This window comes from Candidatus Thiodictyon syntrophicum (assembly GCF_002813775.1).
Lineage (GTDB): Bacteria > Pseudomonadota > Gammaproteobacteria > Chromatiales > Chromatiaceae > Thiodictyon > Thiodictyon syntrophicum.
Map to the genome: position 1 here is coordinate 403,744 of NZ_CP020372.1, position 15,807 is coordinate 419,550.

At 67.7% G+C, this 15,807-nt stretch carries 13 protein-coding genes; 3 read left to right on the forward strand and 10 right to left on the reverse strand.

Features of this window, described 5'->3' with window-relative positions:
* Positions 1-187: 187 nt before the first annotated feature.
* The 10 genes from THSYN_RS32955 to THSYN_RS33000 all read right to left on the reverse strand — a co-directional run bounded on the left by THSYN_RS32955 (position 188) and on the right by THSYN_RS33000 (position 13,056).
* Complete coding sequence (locus THSYN_RS32955) at positions 188-442, reverse strand: UPF0175 family protein (protein ID WP_100923338.1); 255 nt, start codon at positions 440-442, stop codon at positions 188-190.
* A gap of 200 nt (positions 443-642) precedes the next feature.
* Positions 643-918, reverse strand: a complete 276-nt coding sequence (locus THSYN_RS34665) for a type II toxin-antitoxin system VapB family antitoxin (RefSeq protein WP_157818107.1) — start codon at positions 916-918, stop codon at positions 643-645.
* 860 nt (positions 919-1,778) lie between these two features.
* Positions 1,779-2,936 carry an IS91 family transposase gene (locus THSYN_RS32965; RefSeq protein WP_100917452.1) on the reverse strand — a complete coding sequence of 386 codons (1,158 nt, stop codon included), beginning with the start codon at positions 2,934-2,936 and terminating at the stop codon, positions 1,779-1,781.
* Positions 2,929-3,777, reverse strand: coding sequence for a tyrosine-type recombinase/integrase (locus THSYN_RS32970; protein ID WP_100917453.1), 849 nt, complete (start codon positions 3,775-3,777; stop codon positions 2,929-2,931). Before THSYN_RS32970 ends, THSYN_RS32965 begins: the two co-directional genes overlap by 8 nt.
* A gap of 426 nt (positions 3,778-4,203) precedes the next feature.
* Complete coding sequence (locus THSYN_RS32975; RefSeq protein ID WP_100923263.1) at positions 4,204-7,662, reverse strand: SUMF1/EgtB/PvdO family nonheme iron enzyme; 3,459 nt, start codon at positions 7,660-7,662, stop codon at positions 4,204-4,206.
* A 239-nt stretch (positions 7,663-7,901) separates the two neighbouring features.
* A complete protein-coding gene (locus tag THSYN_RS32980; RefSeq protein ID WP_157818108.1) occupies positions 7,902-8,558 on the reverse strand; it encodes a hypothetical protein in 657 nt (218 codons plus the stop codon).
* A gap of 282 nt (positions 8,559-8,840) precedes the next feature.
* Positions 8,841-9,647, reverse strand: a complete 807-nt coding sequence (locus tag THSYN_RS32985; protein ID WP_100923265.1) for an ABC transporter permease — start codon at positions 9,645-9,647, stop codon at positions 8,841-8,843.
* Entirely contained in the window at positions 9,644-10,435 is a 792-nt protein-coding gene (locus THSYN_RS32990; RefSeq protein ID WP_100923266.1) for an ABC transporter ATP-binding protein, read from the reverse strand. Before THSYN_RS32990 ends, THSYN_RS32985 begins: the two co-directional genes overlap by 4 nt.
* A 455-nt stretch (positions 10,436-10,890) precedes the next feature.
* A complete protein-coding gene (locus tag THSYN_RS32995; RefSeq protein ID WP_100923267.1) occupies positions 10,891-11,883 on the reverse strand; it encodes a PQQ-dependent catabolism-associated beta-propeller protein in 993 nt (330 codons plus the stop codon).
* Between the two features lie 3 nt (positions 11,884-11,886).
* Positions 11,887-13,056 carry an ABC transporter substrate-binding protein gene (locus tag THSYN_RS33000; RefSeq protein WP_236849075.1) on the reverse strand — a complete coding sequence of 390 codons (1,170 nt, stop codon included), beginning with the start codon at positions 13,054-13,056 and terminating at the stop codon, positions 11,887-11,889.
* 873 nt (positions 13,057-13,929) lie between these two features.
* Here THSYN_RS33000 and THSYN_RS33005 point away from each other — a divergent pair.
* The 3 genes from THSYN_RS33005 (at position 13,930) to THSYN_RS33015 (ending at position 15,648) form a co-directional block, all read left to right on the forward strand.
* Positions 13,930-14,472 (forward strand): SRPBCC family protein, encoded by a 543-nt coding sequence (locus THSYN_RS33005; RefSeq protein WP_100923269.1) that lies wholly within the window; start codon positions 13,930-13,932, stop codon positions 14,470-14,472.
* Positions 14,473-14,514: 42 nt separating this feature from the next.
* The gene (locus THSYN_RS33010; RefSeq protein ID WP_100923270.1) at positions 14,515-14,742 is read left to right on the forward strand and encodes a hypothetical protein; all 228 of its coding nucleotides are present in this window, start codon (positions 14,515-14,517) and stop codon (positions 14,740-14,742) included.
* Positions 14,743-14,919: 177 nt separating this feature from the next.
* Positions 14,920-15,648, forward strand: coding sequence for a hypothetical protein (locus THSYN_RS33015; protein WP_100923271.1), 729 nt, complete (start codon positions 14,920-14,922; stop codon positions 15,646-15,648).
* Positions 15,649-15,807: the final 159 nt, after the last annotated feature.

The window sequence follows — 15,807 nt, forward strand, 5'->3', positions numbered from 1 at the left end:
GGGGTCGCTGGTCCGCACAGCGGACCCTACGGGCGCGGGGCCGTAGGGTCCGCTGTGCGGACCACCGACCTCGCGGTTAGCTGATGGGCCGGGATTATGATCAAGGCCCGCTGCGCTTATCCACCCTACATCGTCCCCGCGACCACATCAGTCTTGCCCGCACCCGGATGCGTTGATGATGACCGCATCAATCCGCATCGCGCAATTCCTCACTCAGGTCCTCTTCGCTGTATTGGAAGGGGCTGACCCGATAGCGCGACAGGGCATCGATAAAGGCCGCGCGGGTCAGGCCGGCGATCTCGGCCGCCCGGCCCTGCGAGATGCGCTCCAACTCATACCACTTGACCGCCGCGGCCACGCGCATCTCCTGCGCGAATTCCGTGGGGGCCTGGTACAGCGTGGCAAACGCCGATTCGGGTATGCCCAGGGTCAATCGGGTCATCCAGGTCTCCGGTGCTTGGGTCATCTGCGCTGAAATCCCGGCCTTGATCACGATCCCGGCCGCCAAATCTCACGCCGTGGTCGTGACACCGCTCCCGCGGCGGGACGAGTATCCCCGTAGGATGGGTAGAGCGCAGCGAAACCCATCATTGGCACGCGCACAAGGCGCTGATTGCTGGGTTTCGCTGCGCTCTACCCAGCCTACGGATCGCTCGCTGACAATGGCTCGAAGGTCCCGTCAGGGCCATAGCCCAGGATCGCGTCAGGGGCGCTGGGGTCGAGGTCCGGGAAGGCGGCGCAGCGGTGCGCGGCGGCCCGGATTCGGGCGAGTGCAAGCGCCTTGGCCCGTTGCCCGCGCAACCGGCAGGCCCGCTGTTGCAGTGCCTCCAGGATCACCTGGGCGACCGGCTCCCCGGTCTCCCACGCAAGCTCTTGCGCCAGAGGTTCCGTCTCATCATGGCTGATCGTCAGTGCCATCGTCTGGGTCACTCCGCGGGCGGGGCTGGTGTCGGTCAGGGTAATGATAATACGACGGGGGCGATGATGCCGGGAGGACCAGGCCCGCGCAGGGCGGAACTCGGCAGGAGGTTCCGCCGATGTCGCGGGAGTCGTGGCGGATCGTCCTGCGGACATCCGCCCTACGGGCTACGGGCTTGTCTTGCGATCCCCAAGCCCCGAAGGGGCGCGACATACCAGCCCAGGGCAACGCCCTGGGGTAGCGTTGTTTATTCGGCCTAGCCCTGAAAGGGCGTGACACAAGGAGCCATGCCGTTATGTCACGCCCTTTCAGGGCTAAGCTCCGCGGATAACCCATACCCAGGGCGTTGCCCTGGGCTGGTATGTTCGACCCCGTTGGGGTCGATACGCAAGATCAGCTGAAACCGGGTACTAGACCGTAGGGTCCGCTGTGCGGACCGCCGCCCGCAGCGCCCCAGCGCCACGGCGGGTTCCGCGGCTCGGGTTGGTCGCGCCGGTCTAACGAATAAGCGTTTATCCGTCGTGCGCGCCCAACTGACCCCGAGTCGGAGCGCGACGCCGCGCGCGCACGACGGATAAACGTTTGTTGGACTAATCCGCTCCTGGCACGACGCCTGCTGCGGCCGCGGTCCTCTTTAAGAGAGGGAATTGTATCCCTGAGGCCGGGGCGCCGGTCGGTCCCGGACCACGTTGCAGCACCCGGATGCCGCTCGGTGCGGCACCAAGCGGGCCTCCGCAGGGCTCCGCGGGGCTGGACAACGGGCTATTGAGGACGAAGTGTAGCCCATTTCCCGGATGTTGGGCGAGCGCGAACGCAGGCCGCGGGCGGCCTGTCCCGGACGGCCGGCGGGCGCTGAGGCTTAGCAGGTGGCGGGCATCAGCGAAACCCCCTGACCACGCCGTAGCGGGGCCAGGTGCGCGGTGACGTGCAAGCGCCCAGTGCGGCACTTGGGACAGGGATAGCCGTCAAAGGGCGCCGTCGCCGCCGGTGCCGTGGCGGGTTCCGGCGTCGGCGGCGGGGCCGCCAGCGCCGCACGGATCAGCGCCAGACAGCGCGCCCGGCAGCGGTTGGCCAGGAAACCGAAATGACGAACGCGCATGAACCCTTTGGGTAAGACGTGCAGCAGGAAGCGCCGGATCAGTTCCTCGCCGGTCAGGGTCATGACCTTGTTGCGACTGCCGTCGCGGTAGTCCTTGTAGCGGACGTCCACCGTGTCGTCCTCTTCATCGAAGGCCAGCAGCCGCCGGTCCGACAGGGCGATGCGATGGCTGTAGCGGCCCAAGTACTCGATCACGGTGTCGGTGCGCGCCAGACAAGGCTTGGAATAGACCACCCACTCGGGCTGCATCAGGGCGTTGAGGACGCGGTCAACCTCCGCGGCCGTGAGGCGCGACAGTCGCCCGTCTTTGAAGGCCCGGCGCAACCGGCTGACCAAACCGCCGCGGAAGTGCCGCGACAGCGCCCGCACCGGGAACAGATAGGTACTCTTGGCCGGATGCCAGGTCCCGTCGGCGCCAAAGGCCCCGCCCGGCACCAGACAGTGCAGGTGGACATGGCGTACCAGCGTCTGCCCCCAGGTGTGCAGCATCGCCGTCATCCCCAACTGCCCGTCCAGGCGCTTGGGGTCCTCAGCGAAGGCGGACAGGGTCGCCCACACCGTCTCGAACAGCAAGGCGTAGATCACCTCGGGGTGGACCTCGACCCAGCCGTTGAGGGTGTCGGGTAGCGTGAAGACCAGATGGTGATAGGTCACCGGCAGCACCGCCGCACGCTGGCGTTCGACCCATTCCTCGGAGGCCCGGCGTTGGCAGCGCGGGCAATGGCGATCACGGCAGGCGTGATAGAGGAAGGGGCAATCCCCACACTGGTCGCATTCCAGGGCGAAGCCGCCCAGCGCGGCGGTACGACAGTCCAGGATGTGATGACAGACCTGCCATTGGTGCGGGCTCAACGGGTGATGTTCGGCATAACCGGACAGGCACGCCGCCATGACCGCTTGCAGGGAGGTATTAGCCATGGCCGGCCTCCAATTGGGCAAGCAGGTCCAGGGTCCCTTCGCCCTCGCTGGCACTGGGCAGCCAATGCACATAGCGCAGGGTGGTCTGGATGCTGCGGTGGCCCATCAACCGTTGCAGGCGCTCCACCGACAACCCGCCCGCCAATTGATGGGTGGCGTAGGCGTGGCGCAGCCCATGGATCCCGCCGACCGTGGTTACGCCGGCCTGGCGCTTGGCGTCGGTGAAGGCCTTCTGCAAGCCGGTCGGCGACAGCGGCGTCCCGGCGCGCCCGGCGAACAGCCAATCCGCTGGCCGATAGAGGCGCCAATAGTCCCGCAACGCCTCCAGCAGGGTCGGTGAGAGTGGGACCAGGCGGTCCTTCGCCCCCTTGCCCTGGGTGATCCGCAGCAGTCGGCGCTCGCCGTCGATGTCCTGCACCCGCAGGGCCAGGACTTCGCTCAGGCGCAGTCCGCAGCCATAGCAGACCGTCAACATCATGCGGTAACGCGGATTGTCGCAGGCGGCCAGGATGGCGGCGACCGCGCCGCGGGTGAGCAGCTCCGGGATGCGCTGCGGGCGCTTGGGTAAGGTGACCTCCAGGTCGACCGTCGGCCAGCCGAGCACCCGCAGATAGAAGAAGCGGATGCCGTTGTACATCAGCCGCACGCTGGCCGGGGCCAAACTGCGCTGCACCACCAGATGCTCGAAGTAGCGCGTGAGATCGGCGTGCTCCAGGGTGTCCGGGGAGCGCCGGGTGAATTTGGCGAGGTCACGCACCGCGTCGAGATAGCTTTCGTGGGTGCGCGGCGAGAAGCCATGCATCTGCATGGCCGTGATCATCTGCTGACGCAGGGGTGTCATCGTCTGGTTCTCGGTCAACGACCCGGAGTGGGCCGTTACGAGTGTGGACGATGGGGGACGGGGCGGGGCCGCGGGTAACCGTGGGACGGCTGGGCTTATCCGCGCTTCATTCGCTATTCAATGGCGCTGCGGGATGGCCGCGGAAGGCCCCGCGGAGCGGATTAGTTCAACAGGGCGTTTCGTCTTGTCTTGCGATCCCCAAGCCCCGAAGGGGCGCGACATACCAGCCCAGGGCAACGCCCTGGGATAGCGTTGTTTATTCGGCCTAGCCCTGAAAGGGCGTGACATAAGGAGCCATGCCGTTATGTCACGCCCTTTCAGGGCTAAGCTCCGCGGATAACCCAGACCCAGGGCGTTGCCCTGGGCTGGTATGTTCGACCCCGTTGGGGTCGATACGCAAGATCAGCTGAAACCGGGTACTAGGGGTCAAGGCTGGCGGGGCGCGGCCCGGACGCAGCGGAACCCGACGCCCTCGTACCGGCCCCCGGGCTGGTACTTGACCCGGTCCGAGGCGCACAGGCCCCCAGCCCCGATGAAGAAGGCACCGCCGCGCAATACGACCGGCGACCCGACCGTCCGCTCGTACCCAGCGTAGAAATCGTCACACCACTCCCAGCAGTTGCCGGCCAAGTCCTCAATCCCCAACCGCGCCTGGCGTGAGCGGGGAAAGGACCCAACCGGGGAGGTAGCCCCGAAACCAGCCGCGGCGCTGTTGCAGATCCCGTCCTCCCACTCACCGCCCCAAGGGTATTCGTGGCCTTCCGGACCACGGGCGGCGGCCTCCCATTCGCGCTCCTTTGGCAAGCGTCCGCCGGCCCAGCGGCAGCAAGCCTGCGCCTCCCAGAAGGAAACTCCGACCACCGGCTGATTGGGGGCGTTCCAGCGGCGGTCTTGCCAGAATCTCGGCTCGGTGACGCCTTCCTGTTGCAGCCAGCCCCAGCCCTCGTCGAACCACCAGTCGCGGTTCGCATAGCCGCCGTCCTCCATGAAGGCACGGTATTGCCCGTTGGTCGTCGGGTACCGGGCCAGCAAGAAGGGGGTCGCGACGCGGACCTGTTTGCCCTTTTTTCCGTAGGGGTACTCGCCTGCCGGGACTTCGACATAGGCCGCCGGGTCACGAAGATCCAAGATGCGCGGGTCCCCGAGCCGCCCCAGACAGAGCCCCAAGGCCTGGCGGGCGGGGATGGCGATCTCATCGGCAATGGCGTCCAGGCAGGTCTGCCGGAAGCGCCCGGCGAGCCCCGCCGGGACCGCGTAACCCTTGGCGAGACACAGGTCCAGGCATTCAGCGACCAGCACGGCGGGGGCCGGGTTGGCCTTGACCCCGGCGCGCCCGAGGTCGGCGCTGAGTTGGGTCAGGAGATCCAGGCCCCACTGGGCGCTGCGGTAATTGAAGACCCCGGCGGCGAACAGGAAGAGGAGCGTCGGGCGCCACTCCGGGACGGGACCGCGTGCGCGAAAGACCAACTCCAGCGCGGCGCGGTCCTCGCTGGTGCGGCTGATCCGCTCGGCGGCCAGGAACTCCTGGAAGCTCAGGTGATAGAAGGCGGCGCGCCGGCCGGGGCGGGGCAGCAGCAGGCCGGAGCGGGTCAACAGTTCTTCGCGCTGGACGGCGGGCGCGACGCGGCCCTGCTCGTAGGCGGGCTCGAGCCGGGCGAAGGCGCGCAGCAGGCGCTCGATCTCGGTATCGCTGGCCTCGGGGCTCGGAGTCTGCCGGTCTTCGTCCAGGTCCGCGCCGGTGTGCATGCCATAGGCGATGGCCTCGAGCCGGGCCTTGACCGGCTCGCGTTGCCGGGCGTCGCCCGGGTAACGGTTGTAGAGCACGTTGTCGATGATCTTCTGGTAGAGGTGATAGCGGTCCTGGGGCAGGCGCCGGCCGTTGCCGTAGATGACACAGAGCGCGGTGAGCAGCATGGGGTTGCCGGCGAGCCCGCTCAGGTCGTCGCGGCCCTGGATGGTGGCGATCAGACCGGCGGCCAGGTCGGGCTGGTCCAGGGTGTGGAACCAGCGGCCGATGAACAGGTGCTGCAGCGGCTCGGGCAGGGGCTCCAGGGGGGCGCGCGGCAGGCCGAGTTTGAGCAGGCCCGCCTCGTCCAGGCCATAGGGGCGGCTGGTGAGCAGGGTGCGGTTGCCGGTCCGCTCCCAGGTCGGCAGTGCATCCGCGAGTCCCGAGAGCAGGAGCGCCCGCGGGTAGAGGGTGATGCCGTCGCGGGGTTGGGAGACCGGGACCTCGTCCAGTCCGTCGAGCAGCAGGAAGGCGCTGCCGGCCGCCAGGTGCGCCTTGAGCAGGGCGCCGGTCAGGCCCTCGGGCGGGGCCCGGTCGATCCAGTCGGCCAGGGCCTGTTCCAACTCGGTGCGGTGCCAGGTCAGGCAGCCCTGGCCGCAGTCCATGGTCCGCCAGAATTCGCGCAGCGGGACCAGGAGCGGCAGGCGGGTGCGCAGGTTGGCGGGCGATGGCTCGGCGAATCCCTCCGGCGGCGGCACCGGATGGGCGGGGGCGCTGCCGGGGATACTCTGGAGCGCGGCCCAGCGGCAGAAGGTGGACTTGCCGGCCCCGGGCGGGGCGGGGCAATAGAGCGATTCCTGGTCGATGCGCGCCAGCAGCAGCGCGGGCGGCGGGTCTTTGCGGTCGGCGTCCGGCGGTTCCGTGGGGGGCGCCGGGGTGGTGACGGCGGGGCAATAGACTTGGCTGAGGGTCACTGACTGGCCTTGCTGGGCGTCCTGACCGAGCAGGTCGACACCGCCGTGGGTGCGGCGCAGCCAGGCGAGATAGTCGGGGGGGATGATCGGCGCTTGCCGGACAGTTGGCCGCACGCCCGCGGCGGCGGGTGGCGCGAGCGGGAACTCGGCCGAGCCGTCCGGGCAGCCGGGCTGGTTGCGGTCGACATCCCAGGCCCCCTTGTACCAGTGGCGGAACAAGACCCGCACCCGCCGCGGTGCCGCCGGGGTCTGCGGCCAGAGTTCGATCCATTGGAAGGCGTTGGGGTGGCGGCTGCCGTCGTAGACGCAGCCGGCGGCCAGTTCCAGGCAGGCGCGGGCCGGGTCTGCCGGCCGGATGAAGGCGGCCTCGCCCTCGTGCAGGTGGCCGCGCAGGACGAGATCCCGGTGCAGGTGGATTGCCTGGCGGGCCGCGGGGCCGTCGAAGGGTGCGAGATGGTCCCAGGGGTGGTGCAGCAGGGCGATCCGCCAGTCGGCACCCGCGGCGGCGCGGACATCGACGGTCTGGTTGATCTGGTAATGGCTGAGCAGGAGGCGGCCATAGTCCTGGTCGTCACAGGCCATCCAGGCGGAGTCGAGCCCGGCGAGGTGCAGGCGTTGCCCGCGAATCTGGATGCTGCGCTGCCACCAGGGTAAGGTATGCGGCGTCCCCAGCCAGGCGCCGTAGAAGGCGAGATAAGCGGCGTGGCGCTTGAACAGCACGGCGCCTTGGATGGGATCGGCCAGCACGGTGGCGAGTTGGGCCTGATCCGCGGCGCCCAGCAGGCCTTGCTGGACCAAGCGGGCGATCAGGTCGACCTGGCCGCGATCGGCATCGTGATTACCGGGTACGAGCAGCAGTCGCTCGTGCGGCAGCGGCCGCGACGGGTCCGGCGCCAGGGCTGGCCACAACTCGTCCGTCAGCCAGTCCCAGGCGGTGACGCGCGGGCGGTCGTCCGCTTGGTCGTCCGGCTGCTGCGGGGCGCGGCGGTACTCGTCCGCCTTGCCCGAAAACGCCAGGTCCCCGGTGACGGCGACCAGGTCCGGCACCAGCCCTTGCCGGACCTCGCCGGCGATGAAGCGGGCCAGGTCACGCAGCACCGGGTCCGAGTCCCAGGCCGTGTCGGCCCGAAAGTGGATGTCGGACAGGTGCAGGAGGCGGATGGGACTGGCGTCGTCGTTTGGCATCCGGTGCGGTCTCGGCAATGGCTGAGGAGCGGTTCACAAATATCTTAAACAATTCCATTAGGAACTGCCTATAGCGCCATCTTCGTTGTCGTTGTCGTTGTCGTTGTCGTTGTCGTTGTCGTTGTCGAGATTATCGTAGCGCCCCGGACTCCCTCGCACCCCAATGTGCATCGCTTCTTCGATTACGACAACGACAACGAAGACTCTGTTTACTTGTTCTTGACTCGTCACCGAGCCGATCAGTCCATAAACCCTGCGATAGTCCGCGCCAGGAACCCCAGGCGCTGCTCAAGCACCACCGGTCTGGTGCAAAGGAAGCCGATCGACTTCTCCCGTTCGTCGAAGACCCGCTCCTCCAGCGTCAGCCGTTCCTTGAGGGCCGCCCGCTCCTTGGCCGCCGCCTCGGAGGGATCGCGCTCCAGTGCGACCATCTGGTCCAATTCCAGGCCCAGGGCCTCGGCACGGCGCGCCTGGTCCTGGGAATAGCGCCTGATGCCGTCGAGTTGCTGGGCACGCTCCTGATCGAGGACCTCCAGGACGCCCGCGAAGACCAGGGTCAGCAGCAGCGCCCGCTCGGCCGGGGCCAGGCCCTGGGCGAAGGCGGCGACGGCGGACCCGGCCGCCTCCTCGCTGAGGCCGGGTTGGGTCAAGCGGCCGACCAGGTCCGCCACCGGGGCGTTCGCCCGCCAGGCGAGTCCGTCCACCGGCGGTCCGTCCCAGAGGGTCGCGGCGGCGATCCGGGGGACCAGAATCTGGTCGCAGGGCCAGTCGGGGTCTGCGGCCTGGGCGTCTTCATCGGCCGCCGCGGGGGCGGCGGTGAGTGCGAGGGCGCAGAGGGTCAGGATCAGGGGCCTGAACAGGGTCACGCGGGGGGCTCCTTGGAGGTGTTTGGTCATGGGTGGATCGGCGAGCGGCGATTGCACCACGGAAGTTTAGCCCGGAAAAAGCAGTTTAGCCGCAAATGAACGCAAATTGACGCAAATAATCAGAGACTTGGGCTTTACTGCATGTTCGCCGTTCGGGTAACGCCCGCGACGATGCTAACCAGCAGCGTTATTTGCGCTTATTTGCGTTCATTTGCGGCCAAATACTCTTTTTCGGTTTAGGGGAGGTGCGGGGCCAGCCGTAGGGTCCGCTGTGCGGACCAACCCCCGCCAGGCGTGCCCGAATGATCCGATTCAGCCCCCGCCCTGCTTGAAGCGCATCATACCGCGCCCGGGGTCATAGCCCCAGAGGGCGGCGGCGAGGAACAGGGCCAGGGCGGCGGCGACGCCGGCCAGGGCGTACCAGTTCAGTTGGGCATAGAGTGAGAAGCGGATCAGTTCCACGCCCCAGGTGAAGGGATTGAAACGGCAGATCTCATAGAGCGGGATGCTGGAATCGCGGATGCGCCAGAGCGGATAGAGTGCGGAGGAGGCGAAGAAGAGCGGGAAGATGACGAAGTTCATCACCCCGGCGAAGTTCTCCAGTTGGCGGATCACCGAGGAGAGAAAGAGCCCCAGTGCGCCCAGCATCAGGGCGGTGAGCAACAGGGCGGGCAGGACCAGCAGGTAGCCGATCGGCGGCGGCTGTACGCCCCAGAACCAGGCGATGGCGAGGAACAGATAGACCTGGAGTACCGCCACCAGGGCCCCCGCCAACAGCTTGCACAGCAGAAGCCACCAGCGGGGGAAGGGACTGACCATCAGGAGCCGCATACTCCCCAGTTCCCGGTCATAGACCATCGAGAGTGAACTCTGCATCCCGCCGAAGAGCAGGATCATCGCCGCCAGGCCCGGGGCTATATATTCCTCATAGAGGATATAGGTCTCATAGGGCGGGATGATGGAGATCCCCAGCACGGCGCGGAAGCCGGCCGCGAAGATGAAGAGCCAGACCAGCGGACGCACCAGGGCACCGAGGAAGCGCTCGCGCTGGTGCAGGAAGCGCAGCCCCTCGCGGGCGAGGATGCCGATGAGGACGAGCAGGTATTGACGTGGGCTCACGCCGCCTCCTGCGCGCCGGTGAGACGGTTGAAGGCCTGGTGGACGGTGGCCGACCCGGTGTCGGTCAGGAGCCGTGCCGCGGTGCCCCGATGCAGCACCCGGCCGCGGTGCAGCAGGACGACCTGGTCGGTCGGTTCCACCTCGTCCACCAGGTGGGTCGCCCACAGGACCGCGACCCCGTCCTCGCGACAGCGCGCCCGCACCTGGGCGATGATGGCCTGGCGACTGTGCACGTCGAGCCCCACGGTCGGTTCGTCCGCCAGCAGGACCCGGGGCCGATGCAGCAGGGCGCGGGCCAGTTCCAGGCGGCGGCGCTGACCGCCGCTCAGTTGCCGCGCCCGCTCGCCGGCCCGCTCCGAGAGGTCCACCCCGGCCAGCGCGGACTCGATGCGCGGGCGCATCGCCGCCGGGTCCAGCCCGTGCAGGGCGCAGTGATAGCGCAGGTTCTGTCGCAGGGTGAGATCCAGATCCAGGGTCGGCTGCTGGAAGACCACGCCAAGGGCGGCCAGGGCCCGCGCGCCCTGCCGGCTGAGGTCCTGGCCCAGGATGCGGATGGACCCGGTGCGGCACAGAAAGAGTCGGGTGATGAGTGAGAAGAGCGTGGTCTTACCGGCGCCGTTCACCCCCAGGAGAACGCAGAAGCCGCCCGGCGGGACCCCGAATGAGACGCCGGCCAGCACCTCGCGTCCGGGGTAGGCGAAGGCGATGTCGCAGACCTCGAGGGCGACGTCGTCGGCGGTGGTTGAGCCCGGCCTGTCATCCTGACCACGATCACTATCTGCGCTCATTCGTAACAGACCCCCGATGATTTCCCGGCACCTGATGGCGAAGCAGGGCTTTGCTCTGCGTCCACTATTGCGAACGCCGCCAGCCCCAAAGGGGCGTTACATACCAGCCCAGGGCAGCGCCCTGGGTCGGTCGATGATGAAATTCAGCCCTGAAAGGGCGTGACATCCGGTGCCCGCTTCCGTATTCGACACCGATGTCACGCCCCTTCAGGGCTGGGGCATTGACTGACCCAGGGCGTTGCCCTGGGCTGGTATGTGTGACCCCGTTGGGGTCACTCATCACCTTCGGAACGGTTCACTAACTATCCATTAGGGACCACCCAGAGCGCCATTGTCGTTGTCGTTGTCGAGATTGTCGTAGCACCCTGGATTCTCCCACACCAAATTGCATCGGTTCTCCGATTACGACAACGACAACGACAACGATTGCGTTCAACTTGCTCTTGACTCTTTACTCAAGGCGCAACCACCACCCCCCAAAGCAGACGCCCGACCGGGATGCTCTTGCGCACCTTGAGACTCGCAAGGTCGATAACGGACATGTCATTGCTGACGCCGTTGGTCGTGAACATCCGCTGCTGATCGGGGGAGAAGTCCAGGTTCCACACCCGTTGGCCGACCAATAGATATTTCTCGACCGCGAAGGTCGCGGTGTCGACCACCGCGACCCGGGCGGCGGGGCCCAGGGCGACATAGGCGCGCTTGCCGTCGGCGCTCAAACGGATGCCGACCGGCTGTATCGACTCCGGGCGCAGCCCCGGGACCTCGAAGCGGATGACCTTGAGCTTCTCTTTGGTTGCCGTGTCGATCACGCTCACGGTGCCGCCGATCTCGGAGGAGACCCAGACCTGTTTGCTGTCCGGGGTGAATTGGGCGACCCGCGGGCGCGGGTCCACCAGCACATTGGCGACCACCTCGCGGGTGGCGAGATCGATGAAATGGGCCATGTTAGTGGTCTCTGAGGTATTGACCAGCCACTTGCCGTCCGGGCTCAGGCCCATGCCCTCGGGCTCGACCCCGACCTGGATCTCGGCCACCTTGGTGCGCCCCTCCACGTCTACCACGGTGACCATGTTGTCGTCTTCATTGGCGACATAGAGCAGGCGTCCGTCGGGCGCCAGGGCCAGGAGTTCCGGGTCCGGACCCGAGGGGAGGCTATGGGTGACCTTGAGGCTCGCCAAATCCAGCACCTCGATATGGTCGGCGTCGCTGGTGCAGACATACAGTGACTTGAAATCCTTGCTGAGCGCAATACCCCGGGGTCTGGGTCCGACCTTCACGCTGGCCTTGATCGCAAGGGTCTCGCCATCCACCACGGTGATGGTGTTGTCCTTTTCGCTGGAGACATAGACTGTATAGGCACCGGCCGCGCCGGGCCAGGCCAGGACGAGGATCGCCAAGAGCGCCGCGGCGCGGCTGATTGCAGACAGTGATTGACTGATCGACATGTGCTATTTCATCCCGCAGGTGGTTTCCGCCCGGTCATAGCCCAGGGTGTCGAGCGTGGAGAACTGGTGCAGGAATCCCTCTTGCGGCGACACCGAGACCAGGACCCGGGGCGAGACGATCAGCAGCGGCTGGCGCAATTGCCCATTCCAGTCGCGAAAGGACGCCGGCACCCCCTTGAAGGCGGCGAGTTTGAAGTCAGGACCCAACAGGTAGGCGCGCAAGGGCCCGGGGTCGGGTGAGCCGGTGCGGGTCGCGGCCTCGCCGATACTGCGCACCGCGAGCCAGGCGGCATAGTCCAGGGGGGTCATGAAGCGCCCGGTGCGCTCGCGGAAACGGCGCTGGAACTGGGTCGCGCCCCATTGCTCCGAAACACCGCTCCAGGCGGCGGCGCTGAGCCCCCGGGTCCCGCCCACCGGCCGCGCGAGGAAGCTGCGGTAATTCAGATACTCACCGAAGGTGTCTGACTCGTCTGCCACCAGCAGGATATCGTAGTCCGCCACCTGGGTGAAGGCGTTGGCCTCCTGCTGCTCGGTGAAGTGCCCGGAGTCGGTGCGTGAGGCCCCGGCCTCGAAGGTCCAGGGCTTCTCCACCAGGATCCTGGCACCGAAGCGCTTGGCCGCGCGCCGCAGGGCCGCCGCATAGGCCTGATCGCCCGGGGTGGGTCCGACCACCAGGAACCAGCGCGTCCAGCGCTTCCAGGCGAGGTATTGGGCCAGGGCGTCCGCCAGCATGGCGCGGCTCGGGGCCGTGTGCAGCAGGTTGCGGCGGCAGTCAGTCACACGCAGGCGGTCGTCCGGCGCGCCGATGTTGAACAGCAGTGAGTCCCGGGCCTCCGGCAGGTCCGCCAGGGCCAGCAGGTCGGGGGCCGGGAGATTGATCAGAAAGACCCGCAGGCCCTGGCCGTGCAGGTCGCGGAAGGCCGCGGCGGCCGGGGTCCCGGGTGCGACCCGCGTCGGAACCAGCTCGAACGCCTGGCCGGTGAAGCGTCCGGTGGTGGCGTTGTCGCGGATACCCTGACGCGCGCCCTCCAGGCCGTCATCGACGATCGGCGGCAGCAGGGCGGAGAGGGGGGGCGCCGCGGCGGGCGCCTGGTCGATCAGGCCGATGCGCAGCGTGAATTCCGCGGCCTCGACGCCCGTCGCGAGGGTCAGGGCGAGGAGTAAGAGGGTCAAGCGGGACCGGGCGCCCGCGGGACCAGCGCTGCGCGTCAGGGCCGCAGGCCGGCTCCGCGAACCCGGATGGAATGTTGAGCCTAAGGGTTGCGTCATTCGCTTGGGTCTCTCCCGGTCGACTGATCGCGGACCCCGACCTGGGACGAACAGGGCAGCCGACGGATCGTCCAGTGCGACAGCAAGACTCACGCCAGCACCCGGCCGCCGCGGGTGACCGAGGGCCGTGATAGAAATGCCCGGTCCATTGGCCATGCCGATACCCGTAGGGTGCGCCGCGCGCACCACGGCGCTGATCGAGACTCACGCCATTTCGTTCAACCGCAGCCCCTCAAGGTGCGCGCGGCGCACCCTACGCCGGTGGTTCGAGCCATTCCGAGCAGCGGCACCAAGGCGGCGGGTCGCCATCCGCCGGGCAAGGCGGCCTGGGACACTGCGTGTCACTTCTGACACGTCAGCAGGAACCGCGCCCGGGGTCGGGCCGGTAGGGTGGACGAGCGGGAGCGAAGTCCACCGCAGCCGACGCCGCCGTTGATGGACTGCGCTGCGCTTGTCCACCCCAGCATCCAGGGCACTGCCGTTAAGTTAAGCGCCGCAACCCAAGCGCCTGGAGTCCAAGGCTTCAGCCTTGGAGCGCGCCAAGGCTGAAGCCTTGGACTCCAGGCCGAGGCGACGCGGTCGGCGGGTGCGCCTTGACTTGATGGCAGTGTACGATCCAGGGTCGTAATGGCCGCACTGATCGAGGGCACCAGTCGCGCGGCCGTCAGGCAGAGCCGAGACCGAACCCGGACGAATCGGCACACTCTTTGCGTCAACGTGGCGAAATCGCCTCCCCGCACCCCGTATTCGCCCTCGCCCCCCGGAGTCACGCCATTGATGAAATCATCGGTCGCCCTCGCCTTGACCCTGGCCTCGCTGATCGCCGTTCCCGCCGCCCTCCGGGCCGCCGGTCCCGCGCGCCAGGACCTCACCCTCAAAGAGACCATCGCGGCCCCGCCCGAGCGGGTCTGGGCGGTCATCGCCGACTTCCAGGACATGGGCTGGCACCCGGCAATCACCAAGACCGCGGGCCGCGGCGGCAATGCCCCGCGGGCGGTCCGCACCCTGACCCTCACCGGCGGGGGCCAGATCGTCGAGGAATTGCAGACCTACGACGCGGCGGCCCACACCTTCTCCTACCGCATCCTGGAGGTCGACCCCAAGGTCCTGCCGGTGACCGACTACAGCTCCTCACTCGCGGTCGCGCCGGCAGCCGATGGCGGCAGTATCGTCACCTGGAAGGGGTCCTTCGGCCGCGGCGACCCGCACGAGAACCCGCCCGCCGGGCTCACCGACGAGGCCGCGGTGGACGCCGTGACCAAGGTCTACCAGGCGGGCCTGACCAACCTCAAGGCGCTGGCCGAGAAAAAGGCTCAATAGGCCGGGCTTCGCCACCCGATCGCACGACACAGGAGCATACCGATGAGCAATCCCCTCGACCTCGATCAGCCGCTCACCGATTCCGTGCTGCGCCGCCACTATGAACAGTTGCGGGCGGCGCGGTCAGCGGCACCGCCGGCCGCCGCGCCGAGTCCGACCCCCAGGCCAGCGCTTGCGCCTGCGCCGACCCGCGCAGCGCCCCCCGCGGCACCACCCGAGCCGCCGGCGCAGGGCGTGCGCGGTTGGCTCGGGCGACTCTTCGGCGGCTGACGCCGGGCGCATCGGCTCGGACCACTGGCGTAGGGTGCGCCGCGCGCACCATGAGCGATGCGCTTGAGCGCCACGGCCAGGGTTTCGCTTGGCGCCATGGTGCGCGCGGCGCACCCTACGGTAGCGGCGCCAGCACGCCGCTCGCACGAACGGCCCGCTATGATTACGAGTCCATTTATGTCGGCATCAGCCACCCGTACCGCACTATTGGCCGTTCTCCTGGCGACAGGCGCGGCGGCCGCCGCGCCTGATGGAACCCCGGCCGCGGCACCCCAAGCCGACCAGGAACCGGCCCCGAAACTCACTCAGGCCCAACAGCTCGTCTTCGCCAATGACCTGATGCAGAAGGTCCCCGCCGGAAGCGTCCCGGAATACCGCTTCACCCGTCATGGCAAGGACCTGCCGGACTACCAGGACCGGGTGATCGTCACGGTGACGCGCGTCGCGGACGACGGCAAACGTGACCTGCAATTCGATTTCCTGAGCGGCGGTCACCACCTGGACTTTCAGCCCGCCACCGCCTACCGGGGCAACCCGGTGCCGATCCAGTTCCTGGAGCGCGACATCAAGGAGTTGGCCGCTGCGACCGAGGGCGCCAGCGGATACTTTCGCAATCGCCTGCGGGCCGCCTTCGCCAAAGCGCAGAGCGAACCGGTCAAGATCCCGCTCGGCGGCCAGGAGGTGCCGGGCGTGCGGATTACCCTCAAGCCCTTTGCCGGGGACCCCAACAGCGCGCGTTTCAAGGACTACGCCGACAAGGGCTATGAATTCCTGTTCTCGGAGCAGGTCCCCGGCGGGCTCTACCAGATCAGCACCAGGGTCCCGTCCGCGGGCAGTGACGCGCCCCTGATCGAGGAACAACTGACCTTTCACCACCGGAACCCGGACACCCCAATCGCCCATTAGCCCTGGTAGCATCAAGTGCAGAGCCCGATACTATTGGAGCATTACCTTGATCGCCAGAAGATGTCACGCCCTTTCAGGGCTGGGATCCTTAGCAACAGACCACCCAGGGCGTTGCCCTGGGCTGGTATGTCAGGCCCCTTCGGGGCTTAAGTAACCCAG

Excerpts from the sequence above, each read along its gene's own strand:
- THSYN_RS32975 (WP_100923263.1), bottom strand. The coding sequence starts at position 7,662 with ATGCCAAACGACGACGCCAGTCCCATCCGCCTCCTGCACCTGTCCGAC.
- THSYN_RS32990 (WP_100923266.1), bottom strand. The coding sequence starts at position 10,435 with ATGAGCGCAGATAGTGATCGTGGTCAGGATGACAGGCCGGGCTCAACC.
- THSYN_RS32955 (WP_100923338.1), bottom strand. The coding sequence starts at position 442 with ATGACCCGATTGACCCTGGGCATACCCGAATCGGCGTTTGCCACGCTG.
- THSYN_RS34665 (WP_157818107.1), bottom strand. The coding sequence starts at position 918 with ATGGCACTGACGATCAGCCATGATGAGACGGAACCTCTGGCGCAAGAG.
- THSYN_RS33015 (WP_100923271.1), top strand. The coding sequence starts at position 14,920 with ATGTCGGCATCAGCCACCCGTACCGCACTATTGGCCGTTCTCCTGGCG.
- THSYN_RS32995 (WP_100923267.1), bottom strand. The coding sequence starts at position 11,883 with ATGTCGATCAGTCAATCACTGTCTGCAATCAGCCGCGCCGCGGCGCTC.
- THSYN_RS32980 (WP_157818108.1), bottom strand. The coding sequence starts at position 8,558 with ATGACCAAACACCTCCAAGGAGCCCCCCGCGTGACCCTGTTCAGGCCC.
- THSYN_RS32970 (WP_100917453.1), bottom strand. The coding sequence starts at position 3,777 with ATGACACCCCTGCGTCAGCAGATGATCACGGCCATGCAGATGCATGGC.
- THSYN_RS32965 (WP_100917452.1), bottom strand. The coding sequence starts at position 2,936 with ATGGCTAATACCTCCCTGCAAGCGGTCATGGCGGCGTGCCTGTCCGGT.
- THSYN_RS33010 (WP_100923270.1), top strand. The coding sequence starts at position 14,515 with ATGAGCAATCCCCTCGACCTCGATCAGCCGCTCACCGATTCCGTGCTG.
- THSYN_RS33005 (WP_100923269.1), top strand. The coding sequence starts at position 13,930 with ATGAAATCATCGGTCGCCCTCGCCTTGACCCTGGCCTCGCTGATCGCC.